We start from the raw sequence: 22,502 nt of genomic DNA on the forward strand, positions 1-22,502 counted from the left end.
GGACGGACGGCCCCGGACAGGCATCCGCCGTCGGAGGAGGGCCCGCACGGGGCGCTGGTGTGACGCCGGGTCCGGGTGCGGCTCCGGGCGCGGTGGGCCGTGGCGGGAGCCGCGATCGCGCACGCGAACGGCGGGCGTGGGCGGCGTCGGGGTCAGGCGGAGCCGGAACTGGAATGCGAGCGCTGCATCGCCTCGCGGAAGCGCTCGTACCCCGCGACCTCGGCGACGTCCCCGGCCCTGCGGTCGCGCGCGGCCCAGGTGGTGTAGACGACGGCCGCGCCGGCGGCGATGAGCGGAATGACCAACCACACGAGCACACCCACAGCGGTTCCAATCCCCTTACACACCCGCGACTGGCAGATGAGCAGATTAATCGTCTGCCAGCACAACGCTCACGGCAGGGGCGGGGTTACGCAACCGCACGGGTTTTCGCGTCCCGTCCCACGCCCCTGGAGCGCCGCTGTCCTCCTAGACGCGCCTCGGGGCCCGGAGGATGCCTCACACACCGACCCATTCCTGGTCGCCGTCGCCGAAGGTCTGGTGCTTCCAGATCGGGACCTCGGCCTTGAGGTCGTCGATCAGCCGACGGCAGGCCGCGAACGCCTCCGCGCGGTGCGGGCAGGAGACCGCGACCACCACGGCCAGGTCTCCCACGACCAGGTCGCCGACCCGGTGCACGGCGGCCAGCGCGCGGACGGGGAAGTCGGCGACGACCTTCTCCGCCACCCGGCGCAGCTCGGCCGCGACGCTGGGGTGGGCCGAGTAGCCGAGCCCGGTGACCGGCGCGTCCCGTGGGCCGTCGTGGTCGCGTACGGTGCCGACGAAGAGCGCGGTGCCGCCCGCGGCGGCGTCGCCCACCGCGGCGAACACCTCGTCCACGGAGAGCGGTGTCTCACGGATGGCCAGCAGCCTGATGGGGTCGGCCGCCGCGCGCGCGTCCGTGTGTGAATCGTCCGTGTGTGCCATGGCGTCCATCGTGCCGCACGCGGCGGGCCCGGCGGCAGCGGCACGGCCCCCTCGCCGGTCGCGCCCCGCTTCGCCCGCCCGGCCCCCTCGGCCCGGCCTCGCGTCGGGGTGCGGCCCCGGTCGTCGCGGGCGGGGGGCTAGAGCCGTCTGCGGGCCTTGCGCGCGCGGCGGACCAGCGCGGCGGTGCCGACCAGGGCGACGGTGGCGCCGGCCGCGCCGAGCGTCGTCGCGTCCTTGCGGCCGAGCCGGCGCCCGGCCACCGTGCGACGGCCCGCGACCTCCTCCAGGAGCTCGGCCAGCACGTCCTCGTTGGTCCACCGGGGTCGCCAGCCGGCGTCGTGCAGCCGGCTGCCGCTGACCACCCAGGGGTGCATGGTGTACGCGAGGTCGCCGGCCGGGGAGGGGGTGAGGCCGAGCCGGTGCAGCCGGGAGGCGGCGCCCAGGGCCACGGCCGAGGGCAGCTCCATGCGCCGGATGCCGGTCAGCTCCTCGACCTCCTCCTGCTCCAGCCAGCCGTCGCAGCCCACGGCCAGCTCGCCCTCGACCCTTTCGAGTACCGCGTACTCCAGGGCGCTGACCAGGTCTTCCACATGGCAGAACTGCCAGGTGGGGCGCGAGCCGGCGACCACGAGCAGCCGGGGCGACTCGAAGTAGCGGGTCAGGGCGGTGTCGGTGCCGCCGACCAGCAGTGCGGGGCGTAGCACCGTGACGTTCAGGCCGGGGTGCGCGCGAGGCGCGCGCCGGGCGAGCTCCTCGATCTCCAGCAGGTCGCCGACGCCGGTGGCCTCGGCGGTGGCGCGCAGCTCGGCGTCCTCGGAGAGCGGTACGTCGTTGTCGGCCAGCGCTCCGTAGACCATGGCCGAGGTGCACAGCACCACGCGGCGCACCCCGGCCGCCGCGGCGGCGGTGAGCACGGTCTGGGTGCCGCGCACGTTGTACGCCGTCCTGGCCTCGGCGTCGGTCTCCAGGTCCAGGTCGGTGGCGAGGTGGACCACGACGTCGGCGCCGCGCAGCCGGTCGGCGATGAGCGGGTCGCGTACGTCGAGGACGTGCCAGCGCGCCTCCTCCACCTCGCCCCGCCGTTCGTCGATGGCCAGCACCCGCTTGACCTCGTCGGACTCGGTGAGTCTGCGGGTCAGCAGCGCGCCGACGCCCGAGGCGGCCCCCGTGACGGCGACGACGGGGCGGCGCGGGGGCGCGGAGGACGGCTCCTCCCGGGCCGAAGGCTCGGAGGGCGGATCGTTTCGCGCTGCGCGAACGGTCGGATCTGGGGAACTCACCGGGCGGCTCCAGCGGTTGTCTTCTGTACGTAAGAGAACTGACGCGTACGTACCAGGCGCTGTCCATCCTGCCGCAGGCATCCGGTCGGCGAAGCACCGAGCCCGGATAGCGGCTGGGTGTCTACGCTGGTGGTGTTGTCGGGCAGTCGCCGCCGGCCCCGAGCCGACGGCCCTACGAGCCGAGGAAACCCGTGAGTGACACCCCATTTGGATTTGGCCTTCCGCCGGAGGAGCCGGAGGACGGCGACGACGGCAAGAAGAAGGGCAACCAGGGCGGTGGCCCGGGGCCCGCGAATCCGTTCGGCTTCGGCGGGGGCAGCGGCGCGGACAACCCGTTCGCCGCGATGTTCGGTTCGCTGAACCCGAACGACCTGGGCGCCGCCTTCCAGCAGCTCGGCCAGATGCTCTCGTACGAGGGCGGCCCGGTGAACTGGGACATGGCCAAGGACATCGCCCGCCAGACCGTGGCGCAGGGCGGCGCGGCCGGGCAGGGCGAGGGCCAGAGCAAGGACGTGAGCGTCGGTCCCAAGGAGCGGGCCGCGGTCGAGGAGGCCGTGCGCCTGGCCGACCTGTGGCTGGACGGCGTGACGTCGCTGCCCTCGGGCGCCGCGTCGGCGGTGGCCTGGAGTCGGGCCGAGTGGGTCGAGGCGACCCTGCCGGTCTGGAAGGACCTGGTGGACCCGGTCGCCGAGCAGGTCGGTTCGGCGATGGGCAACGTGTTGCCGGAGGAGATGCAGGCCATGGCCGGCCCGCTGCTCGGCATGATGCGTTCCATGGGCGGCGCGATGTTCGGCACGCAGATCGGGCAGGCCCTGGGTGTGCTGGCCGGTGAGGTGGTCGGCTCCACCGACGTCGGGCTGCCGCTGGGGCCCGCGGGCAAGGCCGCGCTGCTGCCGGCGAACGTCGAGGCGTTCGGTTCGGGCCTGGGCGTGCGCCAGGAGGAGGTGCGGCTGTACCTGGCGCTGCGCGAGGCGGCCCACCAGCGGTTGTTCGCGCACGTGCCGTGGCTGCGCTCGCACCTGTTCGGCGCGGTCGAGGGGTACGCGCGGGGCATCAAGGTGGACACCGCCAAGCTGGAGGACGCGGTGGGTCAGCTCGACCCGACCCACCCCGAGCAGCTTCAGGAGGCGCTCCAGCAGGGCATGTTCCAGCCCGAGGACACTCCGGAGCAAAAGGCCGCCCTGGCCCGGCTGGAGACGGCGTTGGCGCTGGTCGAGGGCTGGGTGGACGCGGTCGTGCACGCTGCGGCGGCACCGCACCTGCCGTCCGCCGACGCGCTGCGCGAGACGCTGCGCCGCCGCCGCGCCAGCGGTGGGCCCGCCGAGCAGACCTTCGCCACCCTGATCGGTCTGGAGCTGCGGCCCCGGCGGCTGCGCGACGCGGCGCGGCTGTGGGCCTCGCTCACCGACGCCCGTGGCCTGGACGGCCGGGACGCCCTGTGGGAGCACCCGGACATGCTGCCCACCGCCGCCGACCTGGACGACCCGGACGGTTTCGTCCACCGCGAGCAGCTCGACTTCTCCGAGCTGGACAAGATGCTGGGCGAGGCGGCGAACGGCCCGAGTCTGCGCAAGGACGACGACCCGGCCGCCGGCGACGTCTCCCCCGACCAGCCGGGTGGCGCCCCGGGTGACCGCCGGGACGAGGGTGACCAGGGCGGCGAGGGCGACGCCGGCGGCGAGCGCGGCCGGTGACGGAGGCGGCGACGCTGCGCGAGCGGGCCGCGCGGGTGCTGGCGGAGTGGCCCGCGCCCGACGCGGAGCAGGAGCGGCTGCGTCAGGCGTACACGGAGCACCTGGCCGCGTATCCGGACGGCATGTGGAAGGCGTGTCAGCAGGGGCATCTGACGGCCAGTGCGCTGATCGTCGACCCCTTTGGGGAGCGGGTGTTGCTCACCCTGCACCGCAAGCTGCGGATGTGGCTCCAGATGGGCGGCCACTGCGAGCCGGCGGACGCCACGCTGGCGGAGGCGGCGTTGCGTGAGGCGGAGGAGGAGTCGGGCATCGCGGGGCTGACCCTGCTGCCGGGCGGCCCGGTGCGCCTGGACCGGCACCACACACCCTGTGCCTGGCACCTGGACGTGCAGTACGCGGCGCTGGCGCCGGCCGACGCGCGGGCCACGGTCAGTGACGAGTCGCTGGACGTGCGCTGGTTCGGCTACGCGGAGGTGGCGGCGGTGGCGGACGACTCGGTGGTCCGTCTGGTGGAGCGTACGCGCACGCTGCTGTGAGCCCGGCGCGCGCCGGGCGAACGCGGTCCGCCGCGTCCGCGCCGGCCGCACACAGCACGGGGAGAGGAGACCGGCGGGCCGGGATGGACACCACCATCCCGGCCCGCCTGGGCGTCGTACCTGGTCAGCGGTTGTTGGACCAGATGTTGCCCTGGTTCTGCCCGTGCGCGCCCTGCTGGCCCATGCCGAACTGGGCCGCGACGCCCTGCCCGACCACCGCGTTCTGCGGTGGCAGCAGCTCGCTGGGCTGGACGAGAGCGTACCCCTGGCCGAGGAAGCTCAGCTCCCAGCCCTCGCCGGTGTTGCCGCGCCGGCGCCACACGCCCGAGGAGTGGGTCTGGGCCTGCATCTGGACGCGTAGCGAGCTGGACCACGCCACGATGGCGTCGGCGTCGGCGTTGACGTACTTGTCGGGCGTGACCTGGAGCATCAGCGGCTGCCCGGAGGTCATCAGCGCGACCTTGCCCTGGCCGGAGATGTTGAGGTTGTACTTGCCCGAGCCGGAGACGCCGTACTGGCTGTCGACCGCGATGGTCTCCCAGTGCAGCCCGGAGTCGAGCGCCAGGACGTACGCGCTGTCGACGGTGAGCCCGTCGTGGTCGACGTCCACCACGTGCACGTACTGCGCCAGGTTGGCGAAGTAGACGACGCCCTGCCCCGAGCAGCGCATCAGGTCCAGGCCCTCGCCGGTCTGGGCGCGCGCACGGCGCTGGCCCTGCGTCTGGTACTCCCCGTCGAACTCGATGAGCCCCTGGTAGGCGACCATCGAGCCCTTGCGGGCGAGCACGTCGTCGTGGCCGGTCAGGGAGACCCGCAGCAGTTGGGCGTTCTGCATCGCGTACCGGTCCTGCGTCTGCGCCTCGGTGAGGCCGAACAGCGGACTGTGCATGTCGTCTTCTCCCCTCAGCCCCGTGCCCGGAGCCGGTCGGTGCTGTCCTCGCTGGGCTGGACCACGACGAAGCCCTGGCCGGAGAAGCCGAGCTGGTACGCCTCGCCGCTGCCCCGGCCGATCATCGAGGAAGCCTTGAAGCTGCGCTTCCCCTTCATCTTGAGGTTGGTCGACCAGGCCACGAGGGCGTCCGGGTCGACGTACGTCTCGTCCTCGCCGCGCCCGCAGTCCACCACGATGGGCGTGCCGCGCGAGGTGAGGGCGACCCAGCCGGTTCCCGAGACGCCGACGTTGAACAGGCCCTGGCCGGCGAACTTGGCCATGCCCTTGACGCGCTGCACGCCCCACTGGAGGTGTGCGTCGAAGGCGAGCAGGTTGGTGCCGTTGACCGAGAGCGAGTCGCCGGCCAGGTTGATGCACACCACGTCCGCGCCGTAGTCGGCGAGGTAGAGCAGCCCGTCGCCGCTGCACTTCATCAGCGGCGCGCCCTCACCGGTGAGCCACTGGGAGGCCATCTGGCGCACGGCGGGCGGGTTGGGCTCGTACTGGACGAAGCCCTCGTAGGCCACCATCGAGCCGGTGCGGGCGAACAGGTCCTGGCCGCTTTGCATGGCGACCTTGAGCATGCTGCTGCCGTGGTTCTCCATGCGCGCGGTGACCGGGGTCGGGGCGTAGCCCGAAAGGAGGTGCTGGTTCATGACGGGCTCCCTCAGACCTCGTAGGGCTGGACGACGATGAAGTTGCCGGGTGCGCCCCGGAACTGGAGGTTCACGGCTTCTCCGCTGTGGCCGGGGAAGGCGTTGCGGCGCAGGCGCACCTGGCTGGAGATGATCACCTGGGCGGCGGCGGACCAGGCGACGATGGCGTTGCTGTCGGCGAACGTCGTGGGCGTGACGGGCAGCACCACGGGGGTGCCCTGGGTCTTGACGACGACGGTGCCGGTGCCCTGGAACTGCATGGTGAACAGGGCGCCGCCGGGGATGCCGTGGCCCTCGATACGACGGACCTCGTGCTGGAGCGACTCGTCGAAGGCCAGCACGTTCTCGGCGGACACGCAGATCGCGTCGCCCTGGAGTTCGACGGGGTGGACCTCGGCCGCGTTCTCCGCGAAGAACACCTGGCCCTGGCCCGTACAGCGCATGAGCTGCATCTCCTGGCCGGTCGCGTTGCCCACCACGCGGCCCCGGAACCCGGCGCCCTTGTAGCTGAAGTCGACCTTGCCCTGGTAGAGCACCATCGTGCCCTGCTTGGCGAGCACGGGCTGGCCGCCCACGCCCAGGTCCACGCGGATCAGACGGGGGTTCTGCGGCGTCCAGCGCTGGCCGGTGGGCGCCTCGCGGTACTTGGCGAGCGCCGCCTGCACGCCGGCGGCTCCCGGCCCACCCTGGCCCGGGACGGGCTGTCCGTACGGGGTGACCTGGCCCGGCTGCTGACCCGGGTAGCCCTGGGGCTGGCCGGGGTGTGGCTGGCCGTACGGGGCGGGCTGGCCCGGGTACCCGGGCGCGCCGGGCTGGCCGGGGAAGGGCTGACCGGGGAAGGGTGCCGGCTGGCCCTGCGGCTGGCCGTAGGGGGCCTGTGGCGGCGCGGGCTGGCCGGGGGTGAACTGGCCGGGTGCGCTCTGGCCGCCACCGGGCGTGCTGTACGGCGCGGGCTGTCCGGGGTAGCCCTGCGGCTGGCCGGGCTGGCCCGGGGGCGGCACGGGGCCGCCGGGGGGCGCGAGGGGCGCGAGGGGCGCGACCACGGTCGGGGCCGAGTGCAGGGGCGCCGGTGCGGGTGCTGGCGCCTGGGGCTGGTGCGGGGCGGGGGCCTGCGGGGCCGGGGCCTGGGGCGCGGGGACGTGCGGGGCGGGGGCCTGCGGCGGGCCGGCGGCGGGCGCGCCGAAGGCGGGGGGCGGGGCGGGTGCGGGGGCCGGGGCGGCCTGGCCGCCACCGGGCGGGGCGAAGCCGGGGGCCGCGCCCTGGGCGGGTGCGGGGGCCGGTGCGGGCTCCTCCTCCGCGACCTCGCCGCCGAAGTTCTTGAGCAGCGCTTCGAGCCCGCCGTCGAAACCCTGGCCGACGGCGGCGAACCGCCAGACGTCCTTGAGATAGAAGTCGCCGAGCATCACGGCGCGCTCGGTGCTGAACTCCGCACCGGTGAACGCGTACCGCGCGACCTCTTCCCCGCCGGCCACGATGCGGATGTACCCGGGCCCGACCTGCGACATCTGGCCGGCGCCGTCGATGGTCGCGGTGAACGACAGCTTCTGGATGCGCTCCGGGACGCTGTCCAGCGTGACCCGGAAGGACTCGGTGTCCCCGGCCTGCGCGCCGAGCTGCTGGATCGCCTCCTCGGGCGACTTGGGCTGGTTGAAGAAGATGAAGTAGCGGTCGTCGGAGAGCCGCTCGTCGGCGTCGAGGCCGAAGCAACTGATGTCGAAGGACAGCCCGGACCCGGCGATCTGCACGCCGACGTACAGGTCCCTCCCTGCCGTCAGATCACTGATCTTGGCCTTGTGGCCGCGCTGGAATTCCCTGGCCATACGTAACGACCGTCCCCCATCCCGAAACCGTGAGTGCGTTGCGCGTCAGGCTAACCGCTGGCAGCGCGGATGGGGGATACCGGGGCGAGCGGGCCCCCCGCCCCGTGCGTACGCCCGCGTCCACGGGCGCGGGGCGCGGCGGGCGGGGACGACGGCGGTCCGCGGCGGGCGCGGGGCGACGGGGTCGCGGGGCGTGGTGGAGGGGTGTCGGGGACACGTGAGGGCGGGGCCGGGTGTGGGGCGTGGTGGGCCGGCCGGGGGCGCGGGGCGGCTCGGTTCGCGGCGCGTGGGCCGGGCTCGGAGCGCTCCGGACCGGTTCGGAGGCCGGGGGCGGCGGGACGCGTGGCGCGCGGGGCCGGGTTCGCGGCGCGTGGTGGGCGGCGGGGGCGCGTTACTCGCCGCGCGCTTCGGGCAGGTGCGGCAGCCGGCTCGCCGCCACGACGCCCTCCAGGTAGCCGCGTGCTCGCTCCGTACGCGGATAGGCGTCGAGCAGCCGCCAGAAGCGGGGCCCGTGGCCCGGCACCAGGAGGTGGGCCAGTTCGTGCAGCAACACGTAGTCCAGCACGTACTCCGGCATGCCCTGCAACCGGTGCGAGAGCCGGATGCTGCCCTCGGCCGGGGTGCAGGAGCCCCAGCGGGTGTTCTGGTTGGTGACCCAGCGGACGGTGTTCGGCGTGGCCCGCCCGGCCAGGTACTGCTCGGAGAGCGTTCGCGCGCGCGCCGCCAGGTCGGCGTCGCCCAGCATCCGCTTGCTCTCCTGCGCCGCGAGCTTGTCGAGCATCACGCTCACCCAGCGCTGCTCCTCCGCCTCCGACATCCGGGCCGGGAGCAGGACGATGGTGCGGTCGCCCTCGCGGTAGGCGTGGACCGTACGGCGCCGGCGGCTGCTGCGCCTGATCTCGACGGCACTCGCCTGAAGGTCTCGACGCTGGGGGGCGGCGGGGAGGCGCTGGGCTCTGGGGACGCTCTGCAACGGGGCCTCCCCGGCGGCACTCCCCCAGCTTTCGCTGGAGGAACCCTCACCCGGGCGGGTTCTCGAAGAAAAGCGAGGGGATGGATCGGCGGGCACGCCCCGACGTTACCCGCTAGCGGTACGTGAAGTCCCGCCCCGCACGCGGAGGACGAACGAACCGCCCACCCACCCGAACAGCTTGTACGACTATCGCGGGCGCCTGTGGATAACTCTCGGCAGCCGTCGACCGAAGCGCCCATGCTGAGGCCACGAGGAAACACCCGGCACGCCATCCGGCCGCAGCCCACACCGTCGGCACCAAGAAAGGGGAACGATGCGCTCCACGCGTCCGACGCCACGACAGACCACCGGCTCCCGTCGCCTACCGGGATCGCCACCCCCGTCGCGTCCCCCCGCGCCCCGGGCCGCCACGCCACATCCCGTGACCCCGCCCCGACACCGGTCGGGCCCGCCGCGGTCTCCGGATCTCGCCGCGCCGCCGTCGGCACCGAGCGCGCGTGTGGCCACGGCGGCACCCGAGGCCGTGCCCCGCCAGCCTCCGAGCAGCGGTCAGCCGTCCGGCGACGGCGGCGTCGCTCCCGGGCTCGCGCCGCGCGGTCGCGTGCCGCGACGGACTCCGGGCGGGAGGCGGCCGGTGTCCGAGGTCAGGGCCCCCGTCGACCGGGCGGCGGTGCTGCCCTCGCATCCCCGGCTCAAGCCCGCCCTGCGCCGGGCGTGGCGCAGTCGGGACACCGTGCAGTTCGGGATCACCCTGGCCCACGCGGTGGCGGTCGGGCCGCTGGACACGGCGACCGGCAGCTTCCTCGCCCTGCTCGACGGCACGCGCGGGCTCCCGCTGCTGCGCGAGCAGGCGCGGGCGATGGGGCTGACGGAGGACAGGGCCGACGCCGTCGTGGCGCGGCTCGTCGCGGCGGGGCTGATCGACGATCCGTGGGTGAGTGAGGGCAGCGCCGCCCTGGTCCGGGACGACCCGGAGGCGATGGAGCGGTCGCGGGCCGACCTGGCGGCACTGTCGGTGCTGCATCCGGAGCCGGACGCCGGGCCGAGGCTCATGGGTGCCCGGCGGGCGGCGCGTGTGCAGGTGCGGGGGGCCGGGCGCGTGGGGGCGGCGGTGGCGGCGCTGCTGTCGGCCTCCGGTGTGGGCCAGGTGGACGTGTGGGACGGGGGCTGTGTCGAGCCGTGGGACACGCTGCCGGCCGGGCTCGCGGCGGACCAGGTCGGCGAGCGTCGGGACGCGGCGGGCCGTCGTCTGGTGCGCGCCGCCTCCCCCGCGCGCCGCTCGCCCCGCCTCTCGGCCGAACCTCGGGGGTTGAGCCTGGTGGTGCTGGCCCCGCGCGACGGGCTGTCCGGCTATGCCCCGGAGCCGGCTGACGCCGAGCCGCTGATCACCACGGGAACCCCGCATCTGTACGCGAGCGTGCTGGAGGGCACCGGAGTGGTGGGCCCGCTGGTGGTGCCGGGCGTGACGTGTTGCGCGGCGTGCATGGCCATGCGACGCGCGGAGCGCGAGCCCGGCTGGCCCCGGATGCTGGCCCAGTGGCAGTCGGGACGGCGGGCGCCCGCCCCGGCCTGTGACGCGGCGCTGGCGACCACCGTGGCCGGGCTGACCGCGACCCAGGCACTGGCCTTCCTCGACGGTGGGACGCCGCCCAGCATGGGGGCCCGGTTGGAGCTCACCCTGCCGGGACTAGCCTGGGACATGCGGCCCATCGAGCCGCATCCGGACTGCGTGTGCGGCGCGATGACCGCTTCGGTTACGGGGTATTCATCGAGCAGTGAAGAGGCGCAGGCGACAATGTCCGGGTAGACCGGCGTCCGCTGGGTGGGCGACGGGGGCCCGGGGTCCGCCCTGGGGAACTCGGTTGGAGTTGGAGGGGCGCATGTCTGATCTACCCCGCAAGGCGGTCACCCGCACCGCCAAGTTGGCCGCACTGCCTCTGGGTTTCGCGGGTCGAGCCACCTGGGGCCTGGGCAAACGGATCGGTGGCCGGCCGGCGGAGATCGTCGCGCGCGAGCTGCAACAGCGCACGGCTGAGCAGCTGTTCAAGGTGCTCGGAGAGCTCAAGGGCGGCGCCATGAAGCTCGGGCAGGCGATGTCGGTGTTCGAGTCCGCCCTTCCCGAGGAGATCGCCAAGCCCTATCGGGCCGCGCTCACGAAGCTCCAGGAGGCCGCGCCTCCGATGCCCACCCGCTCGGTGCACGCGGCGTTGGCGAGCCGGCTCGGGGACGACTGGCGCGAGCTGTTCCAGGAGTTCGACGACAAGCCGGCCGCGGCGGCCTCCATCGGCCAGGTGCACCGGGCGATATGGCACGACGGCCGCACCGTGGCGGTCAAGGTGCAGTACCCGGGCGCGGGCGAGGCGTTGCTCTCCGACCTCACCCAGCTGGGCCGGCTGTCCCGACTGCTCGGCCCCCTCGTGCCGGGTATCGAGGTCAAGCCGTTGATCGCCGAGCTGCGCGACCGCGTGTCCGAGGAGCTGGACTACGAGCTGGAGGCACAGGCGCAGCGCACTTACGCGGAGGAGTTCGAGGACGATCCGGACTTCACCGTGCCGGGTGTGGTCCACCAGTCCGACCAGGTGCTGATCACGGAGTGGATGGAAGGCATACCGCTCTCCGAGGTGATCGCGAACGGCACGCGGGAGCAGCGCGACCGGGCCGGCCAGTTGTTGACCCTGTTCCTCTTCTCGGGTGTGGCGCGCACCGGGTTGCTCCACGCTGATCCGCATCCGGGCAACTTCCGCCTGGTCGTCGGGGACGCGCAGGACGGGCCGCCGGAGAAGTGGAAGCTGGGTGTCATGGACTTCGGCACGGTGGACCGACTGCCTGACGGCCTGCCGCCGCACATCGGCGTCACGCTGCGCATGCTGCTGGACGGCGAGGGCGACGAGGTGCAGGAACTCCTGCGCGAGCAGGGGTTCATCAAGCCGGACCTCCAGCTGGACTCGGAGGCTCTCATGGACTACCTGCTGCCCATCATCGAACCAGCACAGCAGGAGGAGTTCACGTTCACCCGAGAGTGGATACGCGGCCAGGCCACCACCCTGGCCGACCGCCGCTCCCCCGCCTACGACCTCGGCCGACAGCTCAACCTGCCGCCGTCCTATCTGCTGATCCACCGCGTCAGCATGAGCACCATCGGAGTGCTTTCACAGCTCGGCGCCACGGTGCGCATGCGGGACGAGATCGAGGAGTGGGTACCCGGGTTCGCGTTCGCGGACGAATGGGAGGAGCCGGAGGAGACCGAGACGCCCGACAGCGCTCCCGTGGCGCTGGAGAGGACCGCCACGCAGGACGCCGTCGCGGAGGAGACCTCGGCCTGAGTGCCCCGGCCCGGGTCCCCCGCCCCCGGGCCAGCCGACCAGCCGACCAGCCGACCAGCCGACCAGCCAGTCAACGAACCCACAGCGATCCCAGCGACCCACGTCGACCTAGACCAGGCAAGCTGCCGACCGACCAACCCACGTAACCCACCGGGCGACCGACCCGATCGGCCAGGCCAGCCCAGCGACGACCGACCCCACACGTCGTCCCACCCCCGAGGGCGGCCACCTCCCGAAGCAGCCCACCCAGCGGCCTTCCCACCCACTGGTCGGCTTACGGAATCCTGCCGACCCGGCAACCCAACAGCCAGCCTGCCTCGGCTAACCCACCCCCTCGGCCAACCAGTCAGCCACCCGGCCAGCCAGCCAGGTATCAGGCTCACCGGGTGCGAACTCGTCGCCCCCACTCGGGCACAGCCAACCAACTCCCCTCGCTGCCCTGCTGTGCCTGCTCTGCTTTGCCTGCCCGGCCCTGCCCGGCCTCGCCGACCGACTGCGCGGGCTCACGCCGCCTCGTCGCGCGCGTGCTGTCGAGCGGCCGGGACGGCGGCGGCAGGATCACGGCTCACGACCCGCGGTGGAAGAGGGGGAGGGGGCGGGGGGAAGGCGATTGGTTGTGCCTGCGTCTCCCCTGTGACTTCGCTTTCGCGCATCATCCCGCTGGGGGGCACTCGGTAACACCACGGGCTTCCGTACGCCCCCGATCTCCCGTCGCCGTTCGGAGCCGTGCATGCGACATGCTCTGGCGCTGCCCGACACGGTCTGGAACAACCGGTGTGGATCGGGTGGCTACCACCAGGCCGAGTCGAGTCGCCCTTCGATGGCTCTGATGTTCTCGCGAGCACATGGTTCGCAGTAGTAACGGTTGTGACCGTTCTCGACGGAGTAGGTCCATGTCGGTGGCGTGCCGGTGGTGACGGTGCCGCAGCGGGCACAGGTGCGGGGGTCGTCGTCCGAGGGCATCGGTTCATGTGACGTCTGGTCCACTCGGCGACGATATCCCCGCCTGTGGTGTGCGAGGTGAGCAACGCGCCCCGGGCGGGCGTCGAACGTGCGCTGGGGGCCGGTCCTTGCGGACCCGCCCCCAGATGTCGGCACTTCAGTGGTGATACAGGTTGGCGATCACTTATCCACGGGCTTGGCGTGGTGTAGGAGGGTCGCTCCGACCAGTCGGGCCATGGACGTCTGTCGCGTGATGTCGGTCGTTGACCGACCGGTGGTCCTTCAGTTCATGACCGCCATGGCCAGGGCGCGGCGGGCGCGCAGTGACGCACGCTCGGCCCGGCGCTGCATGCGGCGAGCGGTGGCAAGGCGTACGGCCCTGCGTTCGGACTCGGCCTCGTGCAGCCGCTCGTGCATATGGGCACGAGCCAGGGCTTCTGGGATGAGTTGCATTTCGCGGGTCCTGTTCTGGCGCGACTCGGGTGCGCCGGTGGTGTTACGCGGGGGGTGAACCAGTGTGGGTTCGTCGGTGGTTGGCATCGTCGGGTCCTGCTTCTTGGGGTCGTGCGTCGCGGGGCGGTCGATGGTTCCCGGGGTGCTCATGCCACGACCGGGTTCTTGCGCGGGCGACCACGGGGCCGCTTGCGGGCCACGACAACGCCCTGGACGAAGAGCTCGCCACCCCAGACGCCCCAGGGCTCGCGGCGGTCCTTGGCGCCGGCGAGGCAGGCAGCGCGCAGCGGGCAGGTCTGGCACAGCGACTTGGCGTACTCGACGTCGGCGGGCGACTCGGCGAAGAAGACCTCCGGGTCGTACGAACGACAGGGCACGGCTTCGCCGAGGCTTTCGATGGCGTCATCCAGCTCGGTCAGAGCGGTGAGCGGGGCCGGGGTCAAGGAGTCCTCCGAGAGGTCGGGCGGGGGGATCAGGTCGGTCGCTACGGACGGGGTGTGCGCCTTGAGTTGCACGGTGGTGAGTTCCTCGTCTGTGTCGGCCCGGCTGGTGGCCGGGCTGTGCGTTTCCCCCTGGGCGGGCCAGGAGGGCAAATCAAAAGGGCCGCGAAACCCGGTGTGGGTTTCGCGGCCCTGGAAGGTGCCGACCTGATCGCCGATCAGGTTGGATCACTCCAGGGTTCAAGCCCGCGAGAGGCCCACATCTGGTGGTGCTTGGTCTGGTTTTCGGCACCATTGGCCGCCGCCATGGCGTAGGTCTTGGCCTGTGCCACCGCTGCTACTGCAGGTGCCTGGATCGGTCGCTCACCGTGGAGCGCCAGAACCGAGAGGGACGTCAGGGATTCCGGGCGCACGGCGGCGATACCAAACTGGGAGACGCCGAGGCCGGACACACCGGTGCCCTGCGAGGAGAAGCCGAGGGAGCACGTGGCGAGGACCGGGCGATCGGTCATTTTGGCGTTCATCAGAGTGATCATTTGGTCTTCGCCTCCTCTCGGCGTCTCGGGGTCAGTCCGGCAGGACCAGCCCATGAAGGTCAGTACAACACGAATCCATCGGTTCTCGGAAGGCCCGCTGTCTCCGTGTTCGGAAGGCTATGGGTATGCCCTCCGCACGCGCAAACTATTTTTTCGACGAGTTTTTTTCGGGCTCCTCCAGGCCCGCGAGGTCGTCTCCGGCGCACAGTGCGAGCACGTCAGAGCCGTACTTACGGAGCTTGCGCGCGACGACTCCCGGGATGGCGGAGAGCTGGGCCTCGGAGTCCGGCACCGCTTCGGCGATAGCGAGCAGGGTCTTGTCGGTGAAGACGCAGAACGCGGGTTGACCCAGTCGGGCCGCCTGCTCCGCCCGCCAGTCGAGAAGCCGGTCGTGCAGACCCTCGTCGAGGTCGGAGGGGCAGTCCTCGCACCGCATCAGCTTCATCTCGCCCGCGTCCGTCAGTGACCGACCGCACACCCGGCAGCGCACCGGGCCCCGGGGCCGGCGACGGGGGCTGGCACCGCGCTCGACACCTCCGGTCGCGGTGGCGCCCGTGGCGGCGGTGCGACGGGCGGTGGCCGTCGCGGAGCCGGGGCGCAGGCCGTCCAGGAAGCGACTGGGGCGGCGGGCGGGGCGGCCCCCCGGCGACCGGGACAGCGCCCACGAGAGGGTGAGGTGGCGGCGGGCCCGGGTGACCCCGACGTAGAGCAGGCGTCGCTCTTCCTCGATCTGCTCGTCGCTGCGGGCGTGGGTGATCGGCATCATCCCCTCGGTGAGGCCGACGAGGAACACCGCGTCCCACTCCAGCCCCTTGGCGGCGTGCAGCGAGGCCAACGTCACGCCCTCGACCGTCGGGGCGTGCTGGGCGGCGGCCCGCTCGTCCAGCTCCGTCACGAGGTCGCGCAGCGTGGCCTGGGGCCTGGCCCGCGTGAACTCCTCGGCGAGCCGGACGAGGGCGGCCAGCGACTCCCAGCGGTCCCGGACGGCGCCGGCCCCCGCCGGGGCCTGGGGGGTCCAGCCACGGGTGCCCAGCACGGCGCGCACCTGGGAGGCTATGTCGGCGTCCTCCAGGCCGGGGGCGGCCCCTCCCGCGCGGGCGGCGCCGCGCAGGAGCAACCCCGCCTCGCGCACCTCGGCCCGCTCGAAGAACCGCTCGGCGCCCCGCAGCTGATACGGGATGCCCTGGTCGGCCAGCGCCTGCTCGTAGACCTCCGACTGGGCGTTGATGCGGTAGAGCACGGCGATCTCGCTGGCGGCGACGCCCGCGTCGAGGAGCTCGCGGACGCGGCGGGCGGTGCCTTCGGCTTCGGCGGGTTCGTCGGCGTACTCCGCGTAACCGGGCTCGGGGCCCGGGTCGCGCTGGGAGATCAGCTCCAGGCGGTGCTCGGCGGCCCGCCCGCGCGCGGAGGCCAGCAGGCCGTTGGCCAGGTGGACGACCTGGGGCGTGGAGCGGTAGTCGCGGACCAGCTTGACGACGGTGGCCGAGGGGTGGCGGGTGCGGAAGTGCAGGAGGTGGTCGGGGGTGGCGCCGGTGAAGGAGTAGATGGTCTGGCTGGCGTCGCCGACCACGCACAGGCTGTCGCGGTCGCCGAGCCACAGGTCGAGCAGGCGCTGCTGGAGCGGGCTGACGTCCTGGTACTCGTCGACCACGAAGTGCTGGTACTGGCCGCGCACCTGGTCGGCGATGTCGAGCCGGTCCTGGAGGACGCCGACGGTCAGCAGCAGCACGTCCTCGAAGTCGATGACCCCGCGATCGCGCTTGAGCTGCTCGTACATCGCGTAGATCCGGCTGGTCTCGGCGGGGTCGCGGGGAGCCTCGCGCGGGGACTTGGCGATGGCCGCGGGGTACTCCTCGGGGACGGTCTGGGTGACCTTGGACCACTCGATCTCGCTGGTGACGTCCCGCAGCTCGTTGCGGTCGAGGCGGATCGTGCAGCGCGCGGCGGCCTCCGCGACGAGCTGGGCCTTGCGCTCCACGATCCGCGGCATCTCGCCGCCGACCGCCCGGGGCCAGAAGTAGTGGAGCTGGCGCAGGGCCGCCGAGTGGAACGTGCGCGCCTGCACGCCGCCCGCGCCCAGCTGGCGCAGTCGGCCGCGCATCTCGCCGGCCGCGCGGTTGGTGAAGGTCACCGCGAGGACGCTGGCGGGCTGGAGGATGCCCGCACGCACCCCGTACGCGATCCGGTGGGTGATGGCCCGGGTCTTGCCCGTGCCGGCGCCCGCGAGCACGCACACCGGGCCGTGCAGGGCCGTGGCGACCTCGCGCTGCTCGGCGTCCAGGCCGTCGAGCACCGCGTCGGCGGAGTCCGGGGCGCTCGGGAAGAGCGCGGTGGGCTGGCCGCCGCCGGAGGCGAAGGGTGCGTTGCTTGCTGTCACCCCGCCATGCTGCCAGGTGTGTGGGCGGGGGCGTCTCCGTTGTCCACAGCGCGGGGGTTGCGGTCGTATGAATCGCGGATGGCCGTTCGCGGGGCGCTGGCCGACGTGCGCGTGGCGGCTGGCCGACGCCTCGGTGATCCCTGGTGTCGGCCTTGCGGGAAGGGGGCGCGGGAGGTGGGGCGGGAGTCGGGAATGGCGGAGGGTGAGTGCGCGTTGTACGACCGTAATCACGCGACGCCAAGCCAAAGGAGCGCGAGGATCGATGTCGGGCACCGTGACGATGTACAGCACGAGCTGGTGCGGCTACTGCCGCCGCCTCAAGGGTCAGATGGACCGTGAGGGAATCGCGTACACCGAGATCAACATCGAGCAAGACCCGCAGTCGGCGAAGTTCGTGGAGCAGGTGAACAACGGCAACCAGCTCGTTCCGACCGTGCTCTTCCCGGACGGCTCGGCCCTCCCCAACCCGTCGCTGGCGCAGGTGAAGGAGAAGCTCAGCGTCTGACGCGGGTGCTCGTGGCCGCACTGGCCTGACACGGGTGGCACGGACGGCCGTACCGGCCTGACGCTCGTGTCGGCCCCGCGCGTTCCCCGTTGTCGGGCGACCCGGCAACGGGGCGCCGTGGCGTACGCCGCGCGCCGCGTGGACTGACTGTCCGCCTCCCCCGGCGAGGCCCTGCGGAGCGGGTCGGAGCGCTGATGTGTCACCGTTTGGCGCCGTCGCCTGTCATGCTCCGGCCAGGGGTGCGCCGCGTTGGTCAGGGGCGGGTGGCGTACGCGTTCTGCGGCGGGCGCGCTCGCGTCGCCCTGGTCGGGAGCCTGCCTGGCATGGCCGCTTCGTCCCGTACCCGAGGCGCCGCGCCGCGTCGACCGCAGCCCGAAGCCGGATCGGCTCGGCTCGGCTCGGCTCGGCTCGGCTCGGAGGACGATCACCCGGGCAGTCCCCGTCAGGCCAGCGCCGACACGGGCCGCCTCGCACGTGATCCGCTCGGTTCCGGCGCGGCCGGGGGCAGCGTTCGCTACGCCGGGTCGAATCGCCTCCGGCGCGTGCTGAGCGCAGTTCGCGCTGGCCGGGTCGTCGGTGGACGCCGGGGGCTTCTCCGCGACACGAGCGGGCTCACTCCAGCGTGCGCCGACCCGCCGTGAGCCCCGTCGACGCGAGCCGGGCCACCGGTATCAGCGCGCGTCGAGTCACGGCGGGCCCCCTGTCGGCCAGCGCGGGCGGGTGCCGTTCGGCGCGCGCCGGCCTTGGTCGCGGCAGCCCGCGCCCACGCCAGCGCGTCCACTGCGGCCAGCGGAGACCGAGCCAGCCTCGATCACACCGACCGCCGGGGCCACAGCCCCCTCGCAGGTCACGGCCCCAGCCGACCAGCGTGCGCCGGTCCGCCCGTATCGCGAGCCGCGCCCCCGCCCCGCACGGGCCACTTTTGCCAACGCGGCCCGAACGAGCGACAGCCCGGCCCGACCCGACGGCGGCAGCCTGGCCGGCCGCGCCCCGAGCTCTGGGCCGGCCCGGCAGCGAAGGTCAGCTCCCGCGCCCCAGGCCCGACGGCGACCCGCGTTGAGCCGCACCCGCGAAGCCGACACAGCACCCGCCCCAAAAGACGCGCGCCAGCACACTCGCCACCACGACCCGAGCCCACGCGCCGCCCCCGCGCCACAGACAGAGGCCCCCACCACCCCAACCGGGCCAACAACGCCCCACCCGACGCGCTCGGGCCAGCACCCACCGCCGCGACCCCGCTCCCACGCCGCCTCAGCCCAACCAGACCGGCGTGCCCCGTCAGCACCGCGACCGCAGCCGACACGGTGGCTTGGCGGGGAGTCGGCAGCACACCCACCACGGTCCCCCGCTGGTGAGAGAGCCGAACCGGCATGCGCGAGGTGACGCCCAGCACCGCACTCCGGGCTGGGCCCCGGCGGGGAGCCACCCGACTCGACGGTGTCAGCGCCCACCGCTGCACGGGACCCGATATCGGCCCAGATTGGCCGGTGCCGGTCGCCTCGCCGCCGCGCACAGGGTCGAAACAGACGACAACCCGGGCGGAAGCAGCGCACCACCGCGACCGAGGTCGACGCGCTCGGGCCAGCACTCGTACCGCTGCCCCGAGCCCACCTCACCCCCAGCCAGCGAGCGTCGGCGCCCTACCGCGACCGAAGCCGACCCGCTCACGTCAACGTTCGACGCCGCTGCCCGAGCCCAGCCCCAGCACCAGCCCCAGCGCGAGCACCAGCACCAGCACCAGCACCAGCACCAGCACCACGGTCAGGCGCACCCCGCCACCACCGCGAAGCGGGCCGACACCGCCACCCACCCGACGCGCTCGGGCCAGCACCCAGCACCCAGCACCCAGCACCGCGACCCCGCTCGCACGCCGCCTCAGCCCAACAGGCAGAGTCACGCCACCACCGCGATCCCACTCGCGCGCCGTGCCAGCCCGACCAGGCCCGAGGCCACTTCACCGCGACCGCGACCGCGGTCGGTACAGCGGCGCGGCGGTCAGCCGGCACAGCGGCGGCGATGAGCGCGGGTCGGCCTCCTCGCGCGGGCCCGGCGCCTGACGTTCGCCCTGGCCGGCAGGCCACGCCGTGACCGCACCCGGGGCCCGCGCCTGCGACCCGCATCAGGAATCCGGGCGCCCCACGCCGCCCCGCACTCCGCGACCGCCGCGCTCGCCGAGGAAGCGGGGGCGGGGTCAGGGGGTGAGGGGTTCGCCGTACCAGAGTTCGATGAGGCGGCCGGCGATGGAGATGCCGTAGGGCGGGAGCATCTCGCCGGAGTCGTAGGCCGCGCGGAGTTCCTCACGGGAGAACCAGCGGGCCTCGTGGATCTCCTCGCCGTCCACCTGGATCTCCGAGGTGGTGGCGCGGGCCATGAAGCCGAGCATGAGGCTGGAGGGGAAGGGCCAGGGCTGGCTGCCGACGTACGCGACGCTGCCGACCTGGACGCCGACCTCCTCCGCCACCTCGCGGACGACGGCCTGTTCGATGGACTCGCCCGGTTCGACGAAGCCCGCCAGGGTGGAGAAGCGGCCCTCGGGCCAGTGCACCTGGCGGCCGAGCAGCGCCCGGTCCTGGTCGTCGGTGACCAGCATGATGACCGCGGGGTCGGTGCGCGGGTAGTGCTCGGCGCCGCAGGCCTGACAGCGGCGGATGTGGCCGGCCGCGGCGATCACGGTGCGCTCGCCGCAGCGCGAACAGAAGCGGTGGAGTCGCTGCCAGTTCTCCAGCGCCACGGCGTGCACCAGCAGGCCGGCGTCCCGTTCGGAGAGCAGCGAGCCCGCCTCGCGGAGTCCGGCCGGGCGCGCCGACTGGTCGATGCGGCCGGGCAGGGTGTCCTTCTGGAGCGCGAAGTAGCGCACGCCGTCGGCGTCGGTGCCCAGGAAGTACCGGTGGGTCTCGGTGAGGGGCGCCTCGAAGGCCGGTGTCATCACCAGTTCCGTGCGGCCGTCGGGGGTGTCGTCCACCAGGGCCTGGCCTCCGGAGACCACGAAGACGCGGGTGGTCGGGTGGCTCCAGGCGGCGGCCAGCCACGCCTCGTCGAGTCGGTGGTGCGCCGCGCGGTCCACACCGCTCGGGGCGGTGAGCGGGATCGAGTGGCCGTTGGGTCGTTCGGTCCAGGTGGTCACGTTACTTCCAACTCCCCCTATGTGAACGGTTCATGGCTGTGCTCTCCTCCCCACGCGGGCGGGCCTCCCCCGGCTGCCGGGCCCGCGCGTGGCCCGCGATCGCGCGTGGCCGGTGAGCCCGGTGCGGCGGGTGGGGCTTCGGGCCGGGGTGTCGGCTCCGCGCGTGCGCCCGGCGCGTCGGCTGGCGTCCGCCCCGCGTCCGGGTGGCGCCCCGGCCAGCCCGCCCCGTGTCGTACGCGCCCGGCGGTCGGCGTCTCGGCCGGCGCCGCGAGCGCACGCCCGGCGTGCGCCGGGAGGCGGGCGGTGGTTTCTCTCGCTATCCCGCCACCGGTACCTGCCAATTCTCGGCGAGGTCGCCCCACAGGTACGCGGCGCTCTCCACACCCTTCATGAGGAGGTCGAGTTCGACCTTCTCGTTCGGGGCGTGCCAGCCGTCGGACGGCACCGAGATGCCCAGGAACAGGACCGGCGCGCCCAGCACGTCACGCAGGTCGGCCGCCGGGCCCGAGCCGCCCTCGCGGGTGAAGCGCACGGGCCGCTCGAAGGCGCGGCCCATGGCGCGGACGACCGAGCGCAGGGCCGGGTGGTCGAGCGGGGTCAGACAGGGGCGGGTGGCGCCCCAGAAGGTGATCTCGTGCCGGATGCCGGCGGGCAGCCGGTGGGCCACCCACTCCCGGACGGCCTGCTGGATCTTGTCCGCGTCCTGGCCCTCCACGAGCCGGAACGACAGCTTCAGCTGGGCGGTGGCGGGCACGATGGTCTTGCCGCCCGGCCCCTGGTACCCGCCGCCGATGCCGTTGACCTCGGCGGTCGGCCGGGCCCAGACGCGCTCCAGGGTGGTGAACCCGGCCTCGCCCGAGGTGGCGTGCGAGTGTGCCGTACGCAGCCACCGGGCCTCGTCGAAGGGCAGCTCGGCGAAGAGTTCGCGCTCGCGGTCGGTGAGCTCGACCACGCCGTCGTAGAAGCCGGGGATCGCGACCCGCAGGTCGGCGTCGTACAGCCCCGCGGCGAGGCGGGCCGCCTCCATGGCCGGGTTGGGCACGGCCCCGCCGAACGAACCCGAGTGGATGTCCTGGTCGGGCCCGTACAGGTCGATCTGGCAGTCGGCCAGGCCGCGCATCCCGGTGCAGACCGTCGGGGTGTCGGCGTCCCACATGCCGGTGTCGGAGACGACGACCGCGTCGCAGCGCAGCCGGTCGGCGCGGGAGCGGATCAGGTCGGGGAAGTTCGGCGAACCGGACTCCTCCTCGCCCTCGACGAGCAGCTTGAGGTTGACGGCGGGCGCGCTGCGGCCGGTCGCGGCCAGGTGCGCGCGGACGCCGAGCGTGTGGAAGAGCACCTGGCCCTTGTCGTCGGCCGCGCCCCGGGCGTACAGCTTGCCGTCGTGGGTCCGCGGCTCGAACGGGTCGCTGTGCCAGCCGTCCGCGAGTGCGGCGGGCTGCACGTCGTGGTGGCCGTAGACCAGGACGGTGGGGGCCTCGGGGTCGTCGGAGGGCCACTCGGCGAAGACCGCGGGAGCGCCGGCCGTCTCCCAGATCTCCGTCGTCGTGAATCCCGTGGCGGCCAGCTTGTCCGCCAGCCACTCGGCGCTGCGCCGCACGTCGCCGGCGCGGTCGGGGTCGGCCGACACGGAGGGGATGCGCAGCCACGCGGTCAGGTCGTCCAGGAACGCGGCACGGTGGGCTTCGACGTAGGCGCGGACAGCGTCGTCCGGGGTGGTGCTCATGACGTCGAGCCTATCCGCCTGCGGCGGCCCGCTTCGCCAGGGTCGCGGGCCCTCGCCAGGGATCGGCCGCGCCCCTGGTCGCGGGCCCGAGCGTGCCGTTTCGCCCGCCGGCGTGGGCGTCCTCGCGGCGACGGTCGGCGCGGGCTGGCGCGGCCTTCGGAAGTGGTCGAGGGGGCGCGGCCCTCGGGTGTGGCCGTCGGGCCGGGCCGCGCTCCCGGTG

20 protein-coding genes are annotated in these 22,502 nt (G+C 73.5%); 5 read left to right on the top strand and 15 right to left on the bottom strand.

Annotated features, from left to right (window positions below; genetic code table 11):
- Positions 1 to 152: 152 nt before the first annotated feature.
- The 3 genes from ACFVFR_RS27090 to ACFVFR_RS27100 form a co-directional block, all read right to left on the bottom strand.
- Positions 153 to 323, bottom strand: a complete 171-nt coding sequence (locus ACFVFR_RS27090; RefSeq protein ID WP_383706294.1) for a hypothetical protein — start codon at positions 321 to 323, stop codon at positions 153 to 155.
- Positions 324 to 498: 175 nt separating this feature from the next.
- On the bottom strand, positions 499 to 975 hold the full coding sequence (locus ACFVFR_RS27095) for a molybdenum cofactor biosynthesis protein MoaE (protein WP_383706296.1): 477 nt from the start codon (positions 973 to 975) through the stop codon (positions 499 to 501).
- A 128-nt stretch (positions 976 to 1,103) separates the two neighbouring features.
- Complete coding sequence (locus tag ACFVFR_RS27100; RefSeq protein WP_383706298.1) at positions 1,104 to 2,246, bottom strand: SDR family oxidoreductase; 1,143 nt, start codon at positions 2,244 to 2,246, stop codon at positions 1,104 to 1,106.
- A gap of 191 nt (positions 2,247 to 2,437) precedes the next feature.
- Between ACFVFR_RS27100 and ACFVFR_RS27105 the strand changes: the two genes are divergently transcribed.
- Positions 2,438 to 3,940 (top strand): zinc-dependent metalloprotease, encoded by a 1,503-nt coding sequence (locus tag ACFVFR_RS27105; protein WP_383706300.1) that lies wholly within the window; start codon positions 2,438 to 2,440, stop codon positions 3,938 to 3,940.
- Complete coding sequence (locus tag ACFVFR_RS27110) at positions 3,937 to 4,476, top strand: NUDIX domain-containing protein (protein WP_383706302.1); 540 nt, start codon at positions 3,937 to 3,939, stop codon at positions 4,474 to 4,476. The genes ACFVFR_RS27105 and ACFVFR_RS27110 overlap by 4 nt, the downstream gene beginning before the upstream one ends.
- Before the next feature lie 124 nt (positions 4,477 to 4,600).
- Here ACFVFR_RS27110 and ACFVFR_RS27115 read toward each other — a convergent pair whose 3' ends face one another.
- The 4 genes from ACFVFR_RS27115 to ACFVFR_RS27130 all read right to left on the bottom strand — a co-directional run bounded on the left by ACFVFR_RS27115 (position 4,601) and on the right by ACFVFR_RS27130 (position 8,952).
- On the bottom strand, positions 4,601 to 5,365 hold the full coding sequence (locus tag ACFVFR_RS27115) for an AIM24 family protein (RefSeq protein WP_383706304.1): 765 nt from the start codon (positions 5,363 to 5,365) through the stop codon (positions 4,601 to 4,603).
- Positions 5,366 to 5,379: 14 nt separating this feature from the next.
- A complete protein-coding gene (locus ACFVFR_RS27120) occupies positions 5,380 to 6,063 on the bottom strand; it encodes an AIM24 family protein (protein WP_383706306.1) in 684 nt (227 codons plus the stop codon).
- Between the two features lie 11 nt (positions 6,064 to 6,074).
- Complete coding sequence (locus ACFVFR_RS27125) at positions 6,075 to 7,883, bottom strand: TerD family protein (RefSeq protein WP_383706308.1); 1,809 nt, start codon at positions 7,881 to 7,883, stop codon at positions 6,075 to 6,077.
- Between the two features lie 391 nt (positions 7,884 to 8,274).
- Positions 8,275 to 8,952, bottom strand: a complete 678-nt coding sequence (locus tag ACFVFR_RS27130) for a M48 family metallopeptidase (RefSeq protein ID WP_383706310.1) — start codon at positions 8,950 to 8,952, stop codon at positions 8,275 to 8,277.
- Between the two features lie 538 nt (positions 8,953 to 9,490).
- On the opposite strand from ACFVFR_RS27130, the gene ACFVFR_RS27135 reads away from it, so the two are divergent.
- Complete coding sequence (locus tag ACFVFR_RS27135; RefSeq protein ID WP_383706312.1) at positions 9,491 to 10,663, top strand: TOMM precursor leader peptide-binding protein; 1,173 nt, start codon at positions 9,491 to 9,493, stop codon at positions 10,661 to 10,663.
- Between the two features lie 73 nt (positions 10,664 to 10,736).
- Positions 10,737 to 12,179, top strand: coding sequence for an ABC1 kinase family protein (locus ACFVFR_RS27140; RefSeq protein ID WP_383706314.1), 1,443 nt, complete (start codon positions 10,737 to 10,739; stop codon positions 12,177 to 12,179).
- Between the two features lie 789 nt (positions 12,180 to 12,968).
- Here the strand turns inward: ACFVFR_RS27140 and ACFVFR_RS27145 are convergent.
- The 5 genes from ACFVFR_RS27145 to ACFVFR_RS27165 all read right to left on the bottom strand — a co-directional run bounded on the left by ACFVFR_RS27145 (position 12,969) and on the right by ACFVFR_RS27165 (position 16,927).
- Entirely contained in the window at positions 12,969 to 13,142 is a 174-nt protein-coding gene (locus ACFVFR_RS27145) for a hypothetical protein (protein ID WP_383706316.1), read from the bottom strand.
- Between the two features lie 261 nt (positions 13,143 to 13,403).
- Entirely contained in the window at positions 13,404 to 13,724 is a 321-nt protein-coding gene (locus ACFVFR_RS27150) for a hypothetical protein (RefSeq protein WP_383706318.1), read from the bottom strand.
- Positions 13,721 to 14,089, bottom strand: coding sequence for a WhiB family transcriptional regulator (locus tag ACFVFR_RS27155; protein WP_383706320.1), 369 nt, complete (start codon positions 14,087 to 14,089; stop codon positions 13,721 to 13,723). The genes ACFVFR_RS27150 and ACFVFR_RS27155 overlap by 4 nt, the downstream gene beginning before the upstream one ends.
- A gap of 143 nt (positions 14,090 to 14,232) precedes the next feature.
- The gene (locus tag ACFVFR_RS27160) at positions 14,233 to 14,550 is read right to left on the bottom strand and encodes a hypothetical protein (protein WP_383706322.1); all 318 of its coding nucleotides are present in this window, start codon (positions 14,548 to 14,550) and stop codon (positions 14,233 to 14,235) included.
- A gap of 145 nt (positions 14,551 to 14,695) precedes the next feature.
- On the bottom strand, positions 14,696 to 16,927 hold the full coding sequence (locus ACFVFR_RS27165; protein ID WP_383706324.1) for an ATP-dependent DNA helicase UvrD2: 2,232 nt from the start codon (positions 16,925 to 16,927) through the stop codon (positions 14,696 to 14,698).
- A 262-nt stretch (positions 16,928 to 17,189) separates the two neighbouring features.
- Here ACFVFR_RS27165 and ACFVFR_RS27170 point away from each other — a divergent pair, with 262 nt between their 5' ends.
- Entirely contained in the window at positions 17,190 to 17,432 is a 243-nt protein-coding gene (locus ACFVFR_RS27170) for a mycoredoxin (protein WP_383706326.1), read from the top strand.
- A 1,669-nt stretch (positions 17,433 to 19,101) separates the two neighbouring features.
- Here ACFVFR_RS27170 and ACFVFR_RS27175 read toward each other — a convergent pair.
- The 3 genes from ACFVFR_RS27175 to ACFVFR_RS27185 all read right to left on the bottom strand — a co-directional run bounded on the left by ACFVFR_RS27175 (position 19,102) and on the right by ACFVFR_RS27185 (position 22,282).
- Entirely contained in the window at positions 19,102 to 19,329 is a 228-nt protein-coding gene (locus ACFVFR_RS27175; RefSeq protein WP_383706328.1) for a hypothetical protein, read from the bottom strand.
- A 294-nt stretch (positions 19,330 to 19,623) separates the two neighbouring features.
- Positions 19,624 to 20,556, bottom strand: coding sequence for an NAD(+) diphosphatase (nudC, locus tag ACFVFR_RS27180; RefSeq protein ID WP_383706330.1), 933 nt, complete (start codon positions 20,554 to 20,556; stop codon positions 19,624 to 19,626).
- Positions 20,557 to 20,872: 316 nt separating this feature from the next.
- Positions 20,873 to 22,282, bottom strand: coding sequence for a dipeptidase (locus ACFVFR_RS27185; protein WP_383706332.1), 1,410 nt, complete (start codon positions 22,280 to 22,282; stop codon positions 20,873 to 20,875).
- Positions 22,283 to 22,502 lie beyond the last annotated feature (220 nt).

Source organism: Streptomyces sp. NPDC057702 (assembly GCF_042799315.1).
Lineage (GTDB): Bacteria > Actinomycetota > Actinomycetes > Streptomycetales > Streptomycetaceae > Streptomyces.